Below are 16,390 nucleotides of genomic sequence, written 5' to 3' on the forward strand. Positions count from 1 at the left end.
ATTTTATCTTGCTATGATTGCCGCTTGGACTTTTGATGACACCCGCCCAGCATGGACCAGATCGCCGAACAGACCGCGCATTTCACCTACACCCAGGCCCAGCTCAGCGAGATGGCCGCCGATGTGCTGCGGGTGGCACGCGAACTGGGGGCGACCGACGCCGCCACCGAGATTTCCGAAGGCAGCGGCCTGTCGGTGTCGGTGCGCAAGGGGCAGGTGGAGACCATCGAGCAGAACCGCGACAAGGTGGTCGGGGTCACGGTGATGATCGGCAAGCGCCGCGGCAACGCCAGCACCTCGGACTTCTCGCCGGCCGCGCTGCGCGCCACCGCCGAGGCGGCCTACAACATCGCCCGCTTCACCGCCGAGGACGACTGCGCCGGCCTTGCCGAAGAGGAATTGCTCGAGCGCGCGCCGCAGGACCTGGACCTGTTCCACCCCTGGGCGCTCGACGCCGAAGCCGCGATCGACATCGCCACCCGCGCCGAGGCCGCGGCCTTCGCGGTATCGCCGCGCATCCGCAACAGCGACGGCGCCAGCGTCTCGGCCCAGCATTCGCAGTTCGTGCTGGCGACCACGCGCGGCTTCACCGGCGGCTATCCGTATTCGCGCCATTTCATCTCGTGCGCGCCGATCGCCGGCAGCGGCAGCGGCATGCAGCGCGACGACTGGTATTCGTCCAAGCGCTCGCCGCTGGCGCTGGCCGCGCCCGAGGACATCGGCCGCTACGCCGCCGAGCGCGCGCTGGCGCGGCTGCAGGCGCGCAAGCTGTCGACGCGCCGCTGCCCGGTGCTGTTCGAGGCGCCGCTGGCCGCGGGGCTGCTGGGCGCCTTCGTGCAGGCGGTGTCGGGCGGCGCGCTGTACCGCAAGTCCACCTTCCTGTGCGATTCGCTGGGCCAGGCCGTGTTCGCCCCGCATATCCAGATCCATGAGCAGCCGCATACCCCCGGCGCCATGGGCAGCGCGCCGTTCGACGAGGAAGGCGTGCGCACCCGCGAGCGCGACGTGGTCAAGGACGGCGTGGTGCAGGGCTATTTCCTGTCCACCTATTCGGCGCGCAAGCTCGGCATGCAGACCACCGGCAATGCCGGCGGCTCGCACAACCTGACGCTGTCGAGCAGCCTGACCCAGCCCGGCGACGATTTCCCCGCCATGCTGCGCAAGCTCGGCACCGGCCTGCTGGTGACCGAGCTGATGGGGCAGGGCGTCAACTACGTCACCGGCGACTATTCGCGCGGCGCGTCGGGCTACTGGGTCGAGAATGGCGTGATCCAGTATCCGGTCGAGGAAATCACCATCGCCGGCAACATGGCCGAGATGTTCCGGCAGATCGTCGCGATCGGCGCGGATGCGCTGGTGCGCGGCACCAAGGAAACCGGCTCGATCCTGCTCGAGCAGATGACCATCGCGGGCAACTGAGCGGCATCGATCCCCCAATAAAAAAGCGGGCCAGGGCCCGCTTTTTTTATTTCATGCGCCGGTCAAGATTCTTCCGACGGCGGCCGCTCGTACGTGACGAAGGCGTAGTCGAAGTCGTTCGCCGCCGAATGATGGGTCTCGCGCGCGGTTTCGATCCATTGGCTGCGGTCGATCTCGGGGAAGAACGCGTCGCCCTCCACATCGGCATCGATCTCGGTCACCACCAGCCGGTCCGCGCTCGGAATGGCCTCGGCATACAGCTGCGCGCCGCCGATCAGGAAGATCTGCTCGGCGCCCACGCACAGGCGCTGGGCTTCTTCCAGCGAAGGCGCCACCTCGGCCCCCTCGATGCGCAGCCCGGGGTTGCGGCTGACCACGATATTGCGGCGCCCCGGCAGCGGGCGGCCGATCGAATCCCAGGTCTTGCGCCCCATGATCACGGGCGCGCCCATGGTGGTGCGCTTGAAGTGCGCCAGGTCTTCCGGCAGGCGCCACGGCAGCGTATTGTCGCGGCCGATGGTGCCGTTGCGGGCGCGCGCTACAACCAGTGTCAGCAGCGTCATACGGCCACCGGTGCCTTGATCGCGGGGTGCGACTGGTAGCCGGCCAGTTCGAAGTCTTCGTAGCGGTAGTCGAAGAGGCTGTCGGGCTGGCGCAGGATCTTCAGTTGCGGCAGCGCCAGCGGCGCGCGCGCCAGCTGGGTCTGCACCTGCTCGAAATGGTTGTTGTACAGGTGGCAGTCGCCGCCGGTCCAGATGAAGTCGCCCACTTCCAGCCCGGTCTGCTGCGCCATCATGTGGGTCAGCAGCGCATAGCTGGCGATATTGAACGGCACCCCCAGGAAGATATCGGCGCTGCGCTGGTACAGCTGGCACGAGAGCCGGCCGTCGGCGACGTAGAACTGGAAGAACGCATGGCAGGGCGGCAGCTTCATGCGCGGGATGTCGGCCACGTTCCAGGCCGATACGATCAGCCGGCGCGAATCCGGGTTGGCGCGGATCTGCGCCACCAGCTCGGTGATCTGGTCGATATGGCGGCCATCCGGCGCGGGCCACGAACGCCATTGCGAGCCGTAGACCGGGCCCAGTTCGCCGTGCTCGTCGGCCCACTCGTCCCAGATGGTGACGCCGTGCTCCTGCAGCCAGCGCACGTTGGTCGAGCCCTGCAGGAACCACAGCAGTTCATAGATGATCGACTTCAGGTGCAGCTTCTTGGTGGTGACCACCGGGAAGCCTTCGCGCAGGTCGAAGCGCATCTGGTAGCCGAACACCGAGCGCGTGCCGGTGCCGGTGCGGTCGGCCTTGTCGGTGCCATGCTCGTAAACATGGCGCATGAAGTCGAGGTACTGTTTCATCGGCGCGGGGCGGGATGGAAGGTGGCGCGGGCGCGAGGGCCCGCAAAGCTGGCATTTTAAAGCAAGACGGGCCGCCCCTCCGGGCGGCCCGTCTTTTGCGGCAGGGCCAGGGCACGGGGCCCTGGCGCCGGGGCAGGCTTAGTGGCTGCCGGCCGGCTCCTGCTGCTGCTCGCGGCGCTTCTGCACCAGGTAGCCGGCGCCCAGCACGCCGCCGACGATCAGCACGTACAGGCCCCAGTTGACCACCGGGTTGGCTTCGAAGAACGCCTTGATCATCGGCTCGTGCACGATCATCTTGACCGCCGTGAACGCCAGCACGCCGGCGCCCAGGTAGATGATGACCGGGAAGCGGGCCATCAGCTTGAGCACCAGGCTCGAGCCCCACACCACGATGGGGATGCTGATCAGCAGGCCCAGCACCACCAGCAGGAAGCTGCCGTGCGCGGCGCCGGCCACGGCCAGCACGTTGTCCACGCCCATCACCGCGTCGGCGATGATGATGGTCTTCATCGCGCCCCACAGGGTCGCTGCGCCCGCGCCGTGCCCTTCTTCGCCGCTGTCGTCGGACAGCAGCTTGTAGGCAATCCACACCAGCGCCAGGCCGCCCACCAGCATCAGGCCCGGAATCTTCAGCAGCCAGACCACGCCGATCGTCATGGCCGAGCGGACCACCACGGCACCCACGGTACCCCAGATAATGGCCTTCTTCTGCAGGTGGGGCGGCAGGTTGCGTGCCGCCAGCGCGATCACGATGGCATTGTCCCCGGCCAGCACCAGGTCAATGACGACGATGGACAGCAGCGCCGTCAGGAACTGCATCGTGAACAGATCGGTAAACCACTCCATGAACTCTCCTCAGGTACGAATCAGCGCAAGCGCGCGCATTGGGTTCGCCTGGATTCACGGGCACGGGAGCGTGGGGGCGCCTTTGCAAACCATGAAGTCCAGGTTGCAAAGGTCTTGCTCGACCACTGGCGCGGTATGCGCGCCGGTAGTCAGCACAACCGGGGACTGCGGTCCCGGAATGACGATTGTGCTAAGGGCATCAGCCCCGGAGCTACTCCCCTTTGAGGGCACGGCCGGTTCAGGGCCGCGTTGGGCGGGATTATAAACGAACTGCAAGGGACATGCCCCATTAGGAAAGATACTGACTCAAGTTCGCACGGGTGCCGTAATCGTCTCGCCCCGTCGCGCCATCCGGCCGCGCCAGGGCGCCGCCGCGTGGATGGCGATTTTGTATCGGGCCCGGCCATGGGGCTGCGCGATCCGCCGGATCGGCCTATCCTTGAGGTTCGGCTCCGACCGATGCGCCCCGGACAGCACAGGCGTGCATTGCGGAGACCGGCGCGCACGACATGCACAGCGCGGCCTTGGGGAATACGCAGTGAAGCAGTGCCCATTTGCGACCACACAAGGAAACGACATGCCGGTTGTCCCGAACCCGCCCAACCCGCCCTCGCGCCACAAAGCTCCACAGACCCCCCTCCCGCCCCTGAACCACCATAACGGCCATGCCGTGGCGCCGCCGGCGCTGGTGGCGCTGGCCAACGGCCGCGCGCAGCGCCCGCCGCAGCCGGAGTTCGTGCAGCAGTACCGCGAAGACAGCGGCGCGCTGCGCGAGCAGGTGCTGTCCGGCCTGCGCGCCGCGCAGGCGGCGATCAGTCCCAAGTTCTTCTACGACGTGCTGGGTTCGCGCCTGTTCGAAGCCATCACCGACCTGCCCGAGTACTACCCGACCCGCACCGAGGCCGCGATCTTTGCCAGCGCGGCGCCCGCCATCGCCGCACGCGCGGGCAGCGGCTGCGTGCTGGTGGACCTGGGCGCCGGCAACTGCGAGAAGGCGGCGCGGTTGTTCGGCAGCCTGCGCCCGGCGCAGTACGTGGCGGTGGATATCTCGGTCGAGTTTCTGCGCGCGACGTTGTCGTCGCTGCAGCAGCAGCATCCCGAGATCCCGATGCTCGGGCTGGGCGCCGACCTGTGCGCGCCGTTCGACCTGCCGGCCCAGGTCAGGCGCGGCAGGCGCCTGTTCTTCTATCCGGGCTCGAGCATCGGCAATTTCGCCCCGGTGGAGGCGCTGGCGCTGCTGCAGCGCCTGCGCGGCGCGGCCGGGCGCGGCGACGGCGTGCTGATCGGTGTGGACCTGCACAAGGACGAAGCCACGCTGGTATCGGCCTATGACGATGCGCTGGGCGTCACCGCGGCCTTCAACCGCAATGTGCTGCGCAATGTGAACCGCATCGTCGGCACCGATTTCGCGCTGGACGACTGGCGCCACCAGGCCAGTTTCGACCGCGCGGCCTCGCGCATCCAGATGCACCTGCAGGCAAGCCGCGACGTGCGCGTGCAATGGGACGGCGGCGCGCGCGAGTTCGCCGCGGGCGAGCGCATCCATACCGAGGATTCGTACAAGTACCGCCCGGAGGACTTCGCGCTGCTGCTCGAAGCCGCCGGTTTCGACGACCCGGTGTACTGGTCCGACCCGCGCGGCTGGTTCGCGGTGTTCCACGCGCGCGGCTGACCGGCCCGTGGGTCGGGTAGTGTCATAATGGCCGCAGTCCGGCGCGGCGTGTCACGGCGCGCCACCTCCGGCCGCGGCTGCCCCCGGTTGTCCCGGTCGCCCCGGTCGCCCGCGGCCGTCCGGACCGCTGCCTGTCCACCCTCCACCCCCTGCGCGGACTTCCCGATGAGCGGCTTTCCCATGCTTCCCGATCTCTACTTCACCGGCGGCAAGGCGACGTGGTCGGACCCGCGCCGGCTGCCGCGCGAAGGGCTGGCGCAGGCACTGGTCGACACGCGCAGCCGCACGCTGGCGTGGCTGGCGCCGTTCGGGCAGACCCGCCGCGCCTGGGATGTGCCGCGTCAGTACGATGCCGACCCGCCGCTGTGGACGCTCGGCCACGTTGCCTGGCATGCGGAGTGGTGGTGCCTGCGCGGCGTGCGCCAGGTCGATCGCGGCGGCGTGCCGGTGCCGGTGGCATCGGAGCCGTCGCTGCTGGACGGCGCCGATGAATGGTTCGATCCCGACCGCATCGGGCCCGACGAGCGCTGGGAGATCGCGCTGCCCGACGTCGCGGTGATCAAGCGCTATGCCGCCGAGGTGCTCGACGGCGTGCTGCGCCGGATTGCGCTGCTGCCCGACGACACCGACCTGACGCTGTACCCGTACCGTCGCGCGCTGCTGCACGAAGACGCGCAGGGCGAGGGCGTGGCCGCGCTGCTGCAGGCGCTTGGCATGGCCCCCGCGGAGGCCGCCGGCGCCGCGCCGGCGCCGCCCGCCGGACATGGCGGCACGCTGCATTTCCCGGGCGGGCGCTTCACCCTCGGCTGGAGCGATGCCGATGGCTTTGCCTGGCCCGATGAGTTGCCGCCTCAGCCGACCTACGTGCCCGCGTTCGAAATCGACATGGCGCTGGTCAGCAACGCGCAGTTCCTCGAATTCGTCGAGGACGGCGGCTACGAGCATCCGGCCTGGTGGTCGTCGGCGGGGCGGCAATGGCTGATGACGCAGGAACGCTCCGCGCCGCGCTACTGGTCGCGCCATCCGGAGTCGCGCGCATGGATGCTGGAACGCTTCGGCACGCTGCGCACGCTCAATCCCGACGAGGCGGTGCGCCACGTCACGCTGTACGAGGCGCAGGCGTGGTGCATCTGGGCCGGCCGGCGCCTGCCGGCGGAATCGGAATGGGAACTCGCCGCGACCCAGAACCGCGGCCTGCAGTGGGGCGCGCTGCGCGAGTGGACCGCCACGCCGTACGAGCCGTATGCCGGCTTTGTCGCCGCGCCGTCCGACGGCGACATGGTGGGGCGCTTCGGCACGCACCAGGCGGTGCGCGCGGTCTCGTTCGCCAGCCCGGCGCGGCTGCGCCATGTGCGCGCGCGCTGGGCGAGGCTGCCCGAGGACGACCTGTCCTTCATCGGCTTTCGTACCTGCGCGTTGTAGCAGCGCCAGCAAAAAAAAACAGGGCACCCGAAGGTGCCCTGTTTTGTCATGCGGCAGGTGCGCTCAGCGCACCGCGCGCTCAACGCTCGTAGCGCGAGCGGCTGTTGCGGTTGCCGCCGTTGCCGCCGTTGCCGGCGAAGCCACCGCCAAAGCCGCGGTTGCCGTCGCGGTTGCCGAAGCTGCGGCCTTCGCCGCTGCCGCCATTGCCACGGTAGCCGCCGCCATTGCCACGGCCTTCGCCGAAGCCGCGGTTGCCGTCACGGTTGCCGAAGCCGCCGCGCGGATCGTCGCCGAACGGACGGCCGCCGTCACGGTTGCCGAAGCCGCGGGCACCGTCGCTGGCGCCGCGGTAGCCGCCGCCCTGGCCACGGTAGCCGCCTTCGCGGTTGCCGAAGGCGCCACGGTTGTCGTCGCCGAACGGGCGCGCGCCTTCCGTGCGGTTGCCGAAGCCGCGGCTCTCGCCACCGAACTTGCGCTCGCCGAAACCGGTGCGGTTGTCGCCGCCGAACTTGCGGTCGCCGAAGCTGCGTTCGCCGCCACGGTAGCCGCCATTGCCGCCGCCGTTGCCGCGGAAATCACCGCGGCCGCCACCCGGCTTGCCGCCGAAGTTCGAGCGCGGCTTGGGCGCGCGGCGCGGCTCCAGGCCCTCGATCACCGACGCGTCGACACGCTGGTTGGTGAAGCGCTCGATCCGGCGCCACTGGAACATGTCGTTGTGGTTGACCAGGTTGATGGCGATGCCCGAGCGGCCCGCGCGGCCGGTACGGCCGATGCGGTGCACGTAGTCCTCGGCCTGCTTGGGCAGGTCGAAGTTGACCACGTGGGTGATATCGGGCACGTCGATGCCGCGCGCGGCCACGTCGGTGGCCACCAGCACGCGCAGGTTGCCGCGGCGCAGCGCGGTCAGGGTGCGGTTGCGCGCGCCCTGGGTCATGTCGCCGTGCAGCGCGCCGGCGGAGAAGCCGGTGTCGGACAGGCGCTCGGCCAGCGAATCGGCATCGCGCTTGGTCGCGGTGAAGACGATGGCCTGCTTGAGCGACGCGTCGCGCAGCAGGTGGTCCAGCAGGCGCTCCTTGTGCGACATGTCGTCGGTGAAGTGCAGGCGCTGCTCGATATGGCTCTGGTCGGCGCGGGCCGCGGCGATCTCGATGCGCTGCGGATCCTTCAGCTGGCGCGACGCCAGCTGGGCGATGCGCGCATCCAGCGTGGCCGAGAACATCAGCGTCTGGCGCGAAGCCGGGGTGGCATTGACGATGGCGTCGATGTCGTCGGCAAAGCCCATGTCGAGCATGCGGTCGGCTTCGTCGAACACCAGCATCTGCAGCGCCGACAGGTCGATGCGGCCGGCATCGATATGGTCGAGCAGGCGCCCCGGCGTCGCCACCAGGATGTCAGGCATCTTGGCCAGCATGGCCAGCTGCTTGGGGTAGGGCATGCCGCCCAGGATGCTGGCGCAGACGATGCGGCGCAGGTTGCGGCCGTACTTGGCGGCGGCCTCGGTCACCTGCAGCGCCAGTTCGCGCGTGGGCGTCAGCACCAGCAGCGCCGGCTGGGCCGGGGCCGGACGGGGGCGCTTGCCCTTCATGCGCTTGGCGGGCTCGGTGGCGCGCTGCGGCGCCGGCATTTCGCTGATGCGCTGGATCGCGGGCAGCATGAACGCGGCGGTCTTGCCCGAGCCGGTCTGGCTCGAGACCAGCAGGTCGCGGCCGGCCAGGAAGGCCGGGATGGCCTGGGCCTGCACCGGCGTGGGCGTGTTGTAGTTCAGTTCGGAGAGGGCGCGCAGGATGGCCGCATCGAGGCCAAGCTTGGCGAAACCGCTTTCCACGGCCGGGGCTTCTTCAACTGCCGGGCTGGGGTTGAGCAGGGCGTCGAGCTTGTCGAGCGGGCTCTGGGCAGCGTCGGAAGTGATCGAAGCGTCGGTCGCGGAGGCAATAGCTTGCTCCGCACGAATGTCGTGCTGGGTCATGTCGAATGGTCAAATAAATGCATGGCACCCCGAACGCAGAATGGGGTGGGCGCAGTGCAAAGTCTTAAAAAGGCTTCGGCGCCAATCGGTGAGGCCGTTACGACAGACACAGCTGGCAGTACGGCGGCAGGCAGGGTGGTGGCTGGTAACCGCGGGGCGGTCCGGCCATGTCCCTGGCAGGCAAACAGCTCAGTTCAGGCTGTTCAACAGGATCGGAGACGAGGCGACGTCAGGTGAGCGGTGCGTTCTGCTGGGCGGCTGGGGCCATTTGTGATGACTAGGCGTCCGGCAGCGAGGAAACAGAGCTTGGGAGGGCAGCGGATTCGCCGGGCAGGAAGCCGGGCGCTTGGCGGATCTCACAGTTGCGAAACTCACGGCGCGGATTATAGCAGAGTGCCAGAATTTTGTTGCACTGCGAAAACGTAACCGGATATGTCTGCGCTGCAGCACCTGCGTAGCAGTGACCGGCCCGCTGGTTGAAAGCGGAAATGCCCCGCCTATACTTTAGGCGCGAGCACACAGGATGCCCGCACGGGGCGGACGAAAACGTTCCCGCTTGACCTCCTTCAGCGGCATTGCGCCGCTGTTCGCGGCAAGCACTGCGGTCATTGACTCCAGGCGCCAGTCTTCCTGCGACTCTCCGGGTGGTCCGGATGGGCGTCCGCGTCATGGGCGGAATCATGGGAAGCCTGCATGGATACAGAATGACCGAACTGCTGACCGCGTGACCCAGGCGGTCCGGGCCCGTCCGCATCCAAAGCCCGCCAGAGATGGCGGGCTTTTCATTTGGGCCGGCGGTCGCTTCAGTCCCCGGCATCCTTGCCCGCGGACTTGCGCGGCAGCCGGCCAAGCGGCGCCTCGCGCGGCATCACATGGCGGTTGCCGGGCAGGCCACCCGGGTAGTCGACGATGCGCGCGGCGCCCTGGCGCCGCAAGCCATGCCATGCCTGGCCGCCGGCAGTGCGCCCGCCACCGAGGATGGTGGTCATGGCCTGCCGGTCGAGATCCATGCTGTCGGGCAAATCCTTGATGACGATCACTGCCATGGCTGTCTCCGGTCAAGCGGGACCACGGCCTTGCGGCCGCGGGACCGCTTCAGTATAGGCGCCGAGGCGGTCCCGCGATCCTGCCGCGGGCCGCCGCGCGCTGCGCTTAGACGGCGGCAAAGTTGCCGGCCCATTGCGACGGGTTGACATTGACGCGCACCGGGCCGACGCCGGGGCCGACAAAGCTGTTGTTGAGCGTGTTGACGTTGATGCTTTGCAGCTGCGCGATGTTCTGGTTGACGTTGACGGTGACATTGGCGAGCGGGCCGACATCGCCGACACCGCGGCTGAGCCACGAGCTGCCGCCGCGTACGGCACCCAGCGAGGCACGGTCGAGTTCCTTGCTCAGGGCAAGGTCGCGGACGAGGATGGTTGACATGATGGGGCTCCTTGGAATCGGTGTGGGGGTGGCAGGCGCGGAGATTGCTGCGGTCGGGCAGGCTCTGCGCGCGCTGCGCATCGGGTTTCAGCCGAAGATGTTGTTGGTGGCGTTCTGGTTGGTGTGCACGTCGGACTTGACGTGGTCCAGGAAGGCCGAGCCATTGCCGTTCAGGTTGGTGACGGACTGCATCTGCGCGATGCTCTGCACGGCGCTGATGCTCTTGTCGACCGACGCCTTGATCGGCATGTAGACGGCAGCGAAGGGCAGGTACGACATGCCGCCGCGCACGGCGTGCATGCGCTTGCGGTCGAGGGTTGCGGCGGCGGACAGGTCCTGGATGGTCAGCGTGGTCATGATGGTCTCCGGTATCGGTAGTCAGTGTCTGGATTCAGTCAGCGGGGCGCGAAGGCTCAGCCGAAGATGTTGTTGGTGGCGTTCTGGTTGGTGCGCACGTCGGACTTGACGTGGTCCAGGAAGGCCGAGCCGTTGCCGTTCAGGTTGGTGACGGACTGCATCTGCGCGATCTCCTGCACGGCGGTGATGCTCTTGTCGATCGACAGCTTTACCGGGCTGTAGACAGCGGCGAAGGGCAGGTACGACATGCCGCCGCGCACGGCGTGCATGCGCTTGCTGTCGAGGGTTGCGGCGGAGGACAGGTCCTTGATGGTCAGCGTGGTCATGATGGTCTCCAGTAGAGGAAGGTGTTGCCTTGGGTTTGGGGTTCGAGCATCGGGTTGGTGTCGCGCTCGGGAGGGACAAACGCAGGGACTGTGCCAGGGCTATGGGCGCGCGCGCTGCGCGCACGCAAGTGCCTGAAAACAAGGGGTATTCGCGGCCGATGTCGGCTCGCGGCCACCCCCCGCGCGGCGCTGCCGGCGGCCCGCTGTGACGGGCCGCGGCCAACACTGGCGGCGCCGGTGTTGGTGCCGCCGCGACAGTGCCGCGCGCAGGCGGCGATGGCGCATGCAAAGCGCGCCGAGGTGCGGTGGCATGCCGTCCTCGCACGGTTTGCGCATGCCTTGGGTGCGCACTAGTATCCAGCGAGGAGAGGGCATATCCGCACGGTGGGACAGGCCCTGCCAGCAACCATGTCAGGGCATTCCGTGGCCAGTCTCAAAGACCTGATCCGCAAGTTCCAGAACGGTGGTCTCTCCGACGACGAGTTCGTCGCGTCGTTCGAAACGGCGCTGGCGCAAGACCCCACCACGCCGAGCCAGGCGGCCCGGGTGGTGATCGAGGAAAACACGCGCTTTCCGTTTCCGCCCGCGGTCTATGCCGAAGTGATGCGGCGCATCGAGCGCCGCGGCGCCACCCAATACGATGGCGCCACCGACGCCACGCGCCTGGCCGGCACCGAGACCGGCTCGATGTATGCGGCCTCGCCCGAACCCGGCACGCTGCCGCAGACGCCGGCCACCAAGGGCGTCGGCGATACGCTCAACGGCCGCTTCGTGCTGGAGGAATGCCTGGGCGTCGGCGGCATGGGCACGGTCTACAAGGCGCTCGACCTGCGCAAGCTGGAAGCCTCGGACCGCCGGCCCTATATCGCCATCAAGGTGCTGAACCTGCAATTCAGCGGCCATCCCAAGTCGCTGATGGCGCTGCAGCGCGAGGCGCGCAAGGCGCAGACGCTGGCGCACCGGAACATCGTCACGGTCTATGACTTCGACCGCGACGGGCCGGTGGTCTTCCTCACCATGGAGTACCTGTCGGGCTCGTCGCTCAACCATGTACTCAAGGCCCCGGGCTTTGCCGGCATGCCGATGGCGCGCGCCATGCCCATCATCCAGGGCATGGGCAATGCGCTGGCGTATGCGCACGAGCGCGGCTTCGTGCACTGCGACTTCAAGCCCGCCAATGTCTTCCTGACCGGCAACGGCGAGGTCAAGGTGATCGACTTCGGCATCGCACGCGGCTTCCTGCCGCCGGCCGACGAGTCCGACCGCACCGTATTCGATCCCGGTTCGCTGGGCGGCATGACGCCGGCCTATGCCAGCCCCGAGATGTTCGAGCATCGCGAGCCCGACCCGCGCGACGATATCTACGCGCTGGCCTGCGTGACCTACGAACTGCTGAGCGGCAAGCATCCCTACCAGCGGCTGTCGGCCAACCAGGCGCGCGAAGCGGGGCTCAAGCCGGCGCCGCTGCCGCAGCTGGGCCGCACGCAATGGAAGACCCTGCGTGAAGCACTTTCGCTCGACCGCGAGACGCGCACGCCGACGGTCGCGCGCTTCCTGCAGGGCATGAGCGTGGCGTCGGCTGCCGTAAGCGGTCCGGCGCGCCGCTCCGGGCCGCTGGTGGCGGGTGGCGTGCTGACCGCGCTGGCAGGCGTGGCGGCACTCGGCTACTACGCCTGGCAGTCGCAACGGCAGGCCGAAGCCCCGGCCGCGGATGCCGGCACGACGGCGCCGCTCAGCGCTGCCGCGCCGGCGGCGGAGCCGCCTGCCGCGCCCGTGCCGGCGCCGCCAGCGCCCGCGCCAGCCGCGCCGGCGGAGTTGTCGATGGCCGAGGTCGGCAAGCTGCTGGCCGCGGTGCCGTGCTCGCTGCTTGCCGGTGCGCGCCAGGACCAGACCCTGCACGTGCGCGGCTACCTGGCGGAAAGCGTGGGTGCGGCGCGCCTGCGCGAACAGCTCAATGGCTTGCCCGGCGCCAAGGCGCTGCGCGAGGTGGTGGTCGACGCCCAGCCGCTGGCCGCCGACAAATGCGAAGTGGCCAGGATGATCGCGCCGTACTGGTCTGGCAACCGGCAGGGCGAGACGGCGTCGTCGCTGCAGTTGCGCGGCAAGGGCACGCAACTGACCGAGGGCACGCCGATGGTGCTCGACCTGCGCACGCCGGCGCAGGATTCCTATGTCTATGTCGATTACTTTGCCGCCGACGGCAAGGTGGCGCATATGGTGCCGAGCCAGCGCATACCGGCTCACCAGGCGCCGCCGGCGTATCACGCCACCATCGGCGACAGCGGCGACTGGGTCGTATCGGCACCCTTCGGCAACGAACTGGTGGTGCTGCTGACCACGCCGGCGCCGCTGTTCGCGGCGCGCCGGGCCGAGGTCGAGTCGCGGCAGGAGTATTTGCGGGCGCTGGAAAAGCCGCTGGCGCAGATGGCGCGCACGTATGGCCGCGACCGCATCAGCGCGGACCTGGTGCAGATTTCCACGCGCGCACGCTGACGGCGCTGACCACGGTGCGCGGGCTTGCGCTTTACGCCGCAGCGGCTTGCTACTTCATGTCGCGTGCCACGCGAAAACCGTTCTGCGATTGCCGCACGCTCGGGCTGTACTTGAAGCGTGTCGACGACACCATGTAGCTGGCGCCTTCGCGCCACGAGCCGCCGCGGATGACACGCGCGCCGCAGGCGTTCTCGTTCCATGCGCGCCCGTCGGCGGGCGCGCCCTTGTACGAGCTGTGCCAGCAATCGGCCACCCATTCCCACACGCTGCCGTTGACGTCATGCAGGCCGTAGGGATTGGCCGCGAACGAACCCACCGGCGCCGGCGCATCCTGGCTCCACGGATCGCCGCAGTCCTTGCAGTTGGCATTGCCCTTGCGCATCTGGTCGCCCCACCAGTAAGTGGAGGCACTGCCGCCGCGCGCCGCGTATTCCCATTCCGCTTCGGTGGGCAGCCGGTAGTTCTTGCCGGTGGTCTTGCTGAGCCATGCCACGTACTGCTGGGCGTCGTCCCAGCTGACGTCGCGTACCGGTGCGTTCCTGGCGCTGTCGACGACGGTGGGAATGCGCTGGCAGCCGCCGGCGTCGGCACAGGCGTTCCACTGTTCGACCGTGACTTCATAGCGGCCGATGGCAAAGGGCTGGGCGATCGAGACCTGATGCGGCGGCTTTTCGGCCGGGTCGCTGGCGCTGCTGCCCATGGTGAAGCTGCCCGCCGGCACCGTCACCAGCGCCGGGCAGGCCGGGCAATCGCGGATCTCCGCGGTGCGCAGCGTGGTACTGACCACGCCGTCGCCCGCCGCGCCGGCGCGCGGCGCCTGGGCCGCTGGCGCTGGTGCAGGCGCTGCAGGACGCGCGGCCGCTGGCGCAGGCGGCGCGGCCTTGGGCGGGGGCGCCGAAGCCGCAGCAGGCGCCGGGGATCGCGACGCTTGTCCGCCGGGCGCGGCGCCGGCGCGTGGCGCGGGCGCCTGTGCCTTGGGCGCGGGGGCGCTGCCCGCCAGGCGCTCGAGCCGTGCCCTCGCCAGTCCCGCGAATCGCCCGTTGGGGTACTGCTTCAGGTAGGCCTCGTAGTCGGCGGCGTAGTTGCTGTTCTTGATCGATTCCCAGAAGCTCAGCTCATACTGCTCGTCGGTGTTCTTCGGCATGATGCCGGCGAGCAGCGTCCGGTCTTGCGCCGCCGAATCTTGCGCCGCCGAATCTTGCGCCGATTCGCCAGCCGCGGGCATTGCCGTGGCGAGCAGCGCGGCCGTGGCGGCCATCGGGATCATCGCAGCCACGCGTACCACTGGTAGGTTGCGCCACATCTTCACACCTCGCTGGAGCCGCCGCGATTCCATTGCATGCCGTACCCGCCGGCATGCGCTGGGCACATCGGGGTGTGGCAGGACGTCGACCGGCTTGCTTCAAGATAGCACAGCGGGTGTGGATGCGGCGGAGCATTGCGAGGCCGCCGCCGCAAACCGGGGTCGCCTTTTCCGCGCTTGCGTTCTAACCTGAATGACGAATCGCCGAGCGCTGACCAACAAGCAACAACAAGGGGCTTTCGGGACAACGTGATCGGGTTTCGGGATAAATCTCGGGGAGGCGACGCGTATGTCCAGACGATTCCTGCTCCGCCTGCTGGCGGCCGCCACGCTGGCTGCCGCGCCTTCGCTGTCGTTGCCGACGGCGGCGCCGCCCAATGCCGAGGTCTATATCATCTGGCCGTACGACGGCGCTGTCATCGGCGGCGGCAAGTTCTGGGTGCGCATGGGCCTGCGCAATATGGGCGTCTGCCCGAAGGGCGTCGAATCGCCGCGCTGCGGACACCATCACCTGCTGATCGATACCGAGCTGCCACCGCTCGACAAGGAAATCCCTTCGGACAAGAACCACCTGCACTTCGGCGCGGGCGAGACCGATGCGCGCATCGAACTGCCGCCCGGCAAGCACACGCTGCAATTGCTGATGGGCGACGCGAAGCATGTTCCGTTCGAGCCGCCGATCTATTCGAAGAAGATCACGATCACGGTGAAATAGCGACGCAGCGTGCGCCGCGCACGCTCGCAGATGCCGATCAACAGACAGGGAGAGCGCCATGTCCCGACTACTTGCCGCGGCTGTCTTCGCCGTCAGCCTGTTGCTGTCCGCGTGGGTGCAGGGCGGCCCCACGGCCGCGCCGCCCAATGCCTACCTGTATATCGGCTGGCCCAATGACGGGCAGACCCTGCCCGCCGGAAAGCCGTTCAAGGTGTGGTTCGGGCTGCGCAACATGGGGGTGGCGCCCAAGGACGTGAAGTTTCCCAATACCGGGCACCATCACCTGCTGATCGACGTAGAGTTGCCGCCGATGGACAAGGAAATTCCCAACGACCGCAATCACCTGCATTTCGGCGCGGGCGAGACCGAAACCATGATCGAGCTGGCGCCGGGCAAGCACACGCTGCAGCTGCTGATGGGCGATGACAAGCACATACCGACCAACCCGCCGGTGTATTCGAAGCGGATCACGATCTACGTGAAGTAAGCCTGCTGCAGGCGGCCAGCTGACCTGGCGCGGGATCGGGCCGGATTGTTGGCCCGATCCCAACACGCATCCCCCCATCTGTTGGCGCGCTCCCGCCACCACGCCGCGCGGCAATCGTGCCGCAGTCCTTTCCGGCCACGCGCCGGAAACAAAAAAACCCCGTGTTTACAGGCACTTCGGCTATCTGCCCCGGCATCGCGGGCGCGCTGGCACAGTCCCTGCGTTTGTCCCTCCCGAGCGCGACACCAACCCGATGCTCGAACCCCGAAACCCCAGGCAACACCCTTCCTCTACCGGAGACCATCATGACCAAGCTGACCCTCACCGACCTGACCACCGTCGAAACCCTGGACCGCAAGGGCATGCACGCCGTGCGCGGCGGCCGCGCGCTGCCGTTCGTGGCCGTGTTCCAGCCGCTGAACCTGTCGTTCGACAAGAGCATCACCGCCGTGCAGGAGATCGCGCAGATGCAGTCCGTCACCAACCTGAACGGCAACGGCTCGGCCTTCCTCGACCATGTCCGTTCGCATGTGGATACCAACCAGAACGCCAGCAACAATATCTATCGTTGAGAGGATGGTTGAGATGGCGCAGCGCCGCGGGGG

General features: G+C 68.3%; 16 protein-coding genes. 7 read left to right on the forward strand and 9 right to left on the reverse strand.

Annotation, left to right across the window (positions count from 1 at the left end; genetic code table 11):
* Window positions 1-51: 51 nt before the first annotated feature.
* Entirely contained in the window at window positions 52-1,419 is a 1,368-nt protein-coding gene (gene pmbA / locus AC3FMM_RS23960; protein ID WP_115710277.1) for a metalloprotease PmbA, read from the forward strand.
* A gap of 62 nt (window positions 1,420-1,481) precedes the next feature.
* On the opposite strand, the gene AC3FMM_RS23965 is transcribed toward pmbA, so the two are convergent.
* From AC3FMM_RS23965 to AC3FMM_RS23975, 3 genes are all read right to left on the reverse strand, one after another.
* Window positions 1,482-1,982, reverse strand: coding sequence for a dihydrofolate reductase (locus AC3FMM_RS23965; protein WP_488687578.1), 501 nt, complete (start codon window positions 1,980-1,982; stop codon window positions 1,482-1,484).
* Window positions 1,979-2,773, reverse strand: coding sequence for a thymidylate synthase (locus AC3FMM_RS23970; protein ID WP_115710273.1), 795 nt, complete (start codon window positions 2,771-2,773; stop codon window positions 1,979-1,981). The genes AC3FMM_RS23965 and AC3FMM_RS23970 overlap by 4 nt, the downstream gene beginning before the upstream one ends.
* A 138-nt stretch (window positions 2,774-2,911) precedes the next feature.
* Window positions 2,912-3,619 (reverse strand): TerC family protein, encoded by a 708-nt coding sequence (locus AC3FMM_RS23975; protein WP_115710272.1) that lies wholly within the window; start codon window positions 3,617-3,619, stop codon window positions 2,912-2,914.
* Between the two features lie 577 nt (window positions 3,620-4,196).
* On the opposite strand from AC3FMM_RS23975, the gene egtD reads away from it, so the two are divergent.
* Both egtD and AC3FMM_RS23985 read left to right on the forward strand, forming a co-directional pair.
* Entirely contained in the window at window positions 4,197-5,291 is a 1,095-nt protein-coding gene (gene egtD, locus AC3FMM_RS23980; protein ID WP_115680727.1) for an L-histidine N(alpha)-methyltransferase, read from the forward strand.
* A 165-nt stretch (window positions 5,292-5,456) separates the two neighbouring features.
* Window positions 5,457-6,713: an SUMF1/EgtB/PvdO family nonheme iron enzyme gene (locus AC3FMM_RS23985; protein ID WP_115710270.1), complete on the forward strand. Its 1,257-nt coding sequence runs from the start codon at window positions 5,457-5,459 to the stop codon at window positions 6,711-6,713.
* A 79-nt stretch (window positions 6,714-6,792) separates the two neighbouring features.
* On the opposite strand, the gene AC3FMM_RS23990 is transcribed toward AC3FMM_RS23985, so the two are convergent.
* The 5 genes from AC3FMM_RS23990 to AC3FMM_RS24010 all read right to left on the reverse strand — a co-directional run bounded on the left by AC3FMM_RS23990 (window position 6,793) and on the right by AC3FMM_RS24010 (window position 10,787).
* Complete coding sequence (locus AC3FMM_RS23990; protein WP_488687579.1) at window positions 6,793-8,679, reverse strand: DEAD/DEAH box helicase; 1,887 nt, start codon at window positions 8,677-8,679, stop codon at window positions 6,793-6,795.
* Window positions 8,680-9,482: 803 nt separating this feature from the next.
* The gene (locus tag AC3FMM_RS23995) at window positions 9,483-9,725 is read right to left on the reverse strand and encodes a hypothetical protein (protein WP_115680724.1); all 243 of its coding nucleotides are present in this window, start codon (window positions 9,723-9,725) and stop codon (window positions 9,483-9,485) included.
* Between the two features lie 106 nt (window positions 9,726-9,831).
* Window positions 9,832-10,104: a hypothetical protein gene (locus AC3FMM_RS24000; protein WP_062801221.1), complete on the reverse strand. Its 273-nt coding sequence runs from the start codon at window positions 10,102-10,104 to the stop codon at window positions 9,832-9,834.
* Between the two features lie 87 nt (window positions 10,105-10,191).
* Window positions 10,192-10,461, reverse strand: coding sequence for a hypothetical protein (locus AC3FMM_RS24005; RefSeq protein WP_111521419.1), 270 nt, complete (start codon window positions 10,459-10,461; stop codon window positions 10,192-10,194).
* 56 nt (window positions 10,462-10,517) lie between these two features.
* On the reverse strand, window positions 10,518-10,787 hold the full coding sequence (locus tag AC3FMM_RS24010) for a hypothetical protein (RefSeq protein WP_115710266.1): 270 nt from the start codon (window positions 10,785-10,787) through the stop codon (window positions 10,518-10,520).
* 408 nt (window positions 10,788-11,195) lie between these two features.
* Between AC3FMM_RS24010 and AC3FMM_RS24015 the strand changes: the two genes are divergently transcribed.
* A complete protein-coding gene (locus AC3FMM_RS24015) occupies window positions 11,196-13,280 on the forward strand; it encodes a serine/threonine protein kinase (RefSeq protein WP_488687580.1) in 2,085 nt (694 codons plus the stop codon).
* Window positions 13,281-13,329: 49 nt separating this feature from the next.
* Here AC3FMM_RS24015 and AC3FMM_RS24020 read toward each other — a convergent pair whose 3' ends face one another.
* Window positions 13,330-14,616, reverse strand: coding sequence for a formylglycine-generating enzyme family protein (locus tag AC3FMM_RS24020; protein ID WP_488687581.1), 1,287 nt, complete (start codon window positions 14,614-14,616; stop codon window positions 13,330-13,332).
* A gap of 256 nt (window positions 14,617-14,872) precedes the next feature.
* On the opposite strand from AC3FMM_RS24020, the gene AC3FMM_RS24025 reads away from it, so the two are divergent.
* The 3 genes from AC3FMM_RS24025 (at window position 14,873) to AC3FMM_RS24035 (ending at window position 16,357) form a co-directional block, all read left to right on the forward strand.
* Entirely contained in the window at window positions 14,873-15,298 is a 426-nt protein-coding gene (locus tag AC3FMM_RS24025; protein ID WP_115710260.1) for a DUF4399 domain-containing protein, read from the forward strand.
* A gap of 58 nt (window positions 15,299-15,356) precedes the next feature.
* Window positions 15,357-15,785 (forward strand): DUF4399 domain-containing protein, encoded by a 429-nt coding sequence (locus AC3FMM_RS24030; protein ID WP_092307142.1) that lies wholly within the window; start codon window positions 15,357-15,359, stop codon window positions 15,783-15,785.
* A 305-nt stretch (window positions 15,786-16,090) separates the two neighbouring features.
* Window positions 16,091-16,357: a hypothetical protein gene (locus tag AC3FMM_RS24035; protein ID WP_115680719.1), complete on the forward strand. Its 267-nt coding sequence runs from the start codon at window positions 16,091-16,093 to the stop codon at window positions 16,355-16,357.
* Window positions 16,358-16,390: the final 33 nt, after the last annotated feature.

This window comes from Cupriavidus sp. 207A1, assembly GCF_057798955.1.

Excerpts from the sequence above, each read along its gene's own strand:
- pmbA (WP_115710277.1), top strand. The coding sequence starts at position 52 with ATGGACCAGATCGCCGAACAGACCGCGCATTTCACCTACACCCAGGCC.
- AC3FMM_RS23965 (WP_488687578.1), bottom strand. The coding sequence starts at position 1,982 with ATGACGCTGCTGACACTGGTTGTAGCGCGCGCCCGCAACGGCACCATC.
- AC3FMM_RS23970 (WP_115710273.1), bottom strand. The coding sequence starts at position 2,773 with ATGAAACAGTACCTCGACTTCATGCGCCATGTTTACGAGCATGGCACC.
- AC3FMM_RS23975 (WP_115710272.1), bottom strand. The coding sequence starts at position 3,619 with ATGGAGTGGTTTACCGATCTGTTCACGATGCAGTTCCTGACGGCGCTG.
- egtD (WP_115680727.1), top strand. The coding sequence starts at position 4,197 with ATGCCGGTTGTCCCGAACCCGCCCAACCCGCCCTCGCGCCACAAAGCT.
- AC3FMM_RS23985 (WP_115710270.1), top strand. The coding sequence starts at position 5,457 with ATGAGCGGCTTTCCCATGCTTCCCGATCTCTACTTCACCGGCGGCAAG.
- AC3FMM_RS23990 (WP_488687579.1), bottom strand. The coding sequence starts at position 8,679 with ATGACCCAGCACGACATTCGTGCGGAGCAAGCTATTGCCTCCGCGACC.
- AC3FMM_RS23995 (WP_115680724.1), bottom strand. The coding sequence starts at position 9,725 with ATGGCAGTGATCGTCATCAAGGATTTGCCCGACAGCATGGATCTCGAC.
- AC3FMM_RS24000 (WP_062801221.1), bottom strand. The coding sequence starts at position 10,104 with ATGTCAACCATCCTCGTCCGCGACCTTGCCCTGAGCAAGGAACTCGAC.
- AC3FMM_RS24005 (WP_111521419.1), bottom strand. The coding sequence starts at position 10,461 with ATGACCACGCTGACCATCCAGGACCTGTCCGCCGCCGCAACCCTCGAC.
- AC3FMM_RS24010 (WP_115710266.1), bottom strand. The coding sequence starts at position 10,787 with ATGACCACGCTGACCATCAAGGACCTGTCCTCCGCCGCAACCCTCGAC.
- AC3FMM_RS24015 (WP_488687580.1), top strand. The coding sequence starts at position 11,196 with ATGTCAGGGCATTCCGTGGCCAGTCTCAAAGACCTGATCCGCAAGTTC.
- AC3FMM_RS24020 (WP_488687581.1), bottom strand. The coding sequence starts at position 14,616 with ATGGAATCGCGGCGGCTCCAGCGAGGTGTGAAGATGTGGCGCAACCTA.
- AC3FMM_RS24025 (WP_115710260.1), top strand. The coding sequence starts at position 14,873 with ATGTCCAGACGATTCCTGCTCCGCCTGCTGGCGGCCGCCACGCTGGCT.
- AC3FMM_RS24030 (WP_092307142.1), top strand. The coding sequence starts at position 15,357 with ATGTCCCGACTACTTGCCGCGGCTGTCTTCGCCGTCAGCCTGTTGCTG.
- AC3FMM_RS24035 (WP_115680719.1), top strand. The coding sequence starts at position 16,091 with ATGACCAAGCTGACCCTCACCGACCTGACCACCGTCGAAACCCTGGAC.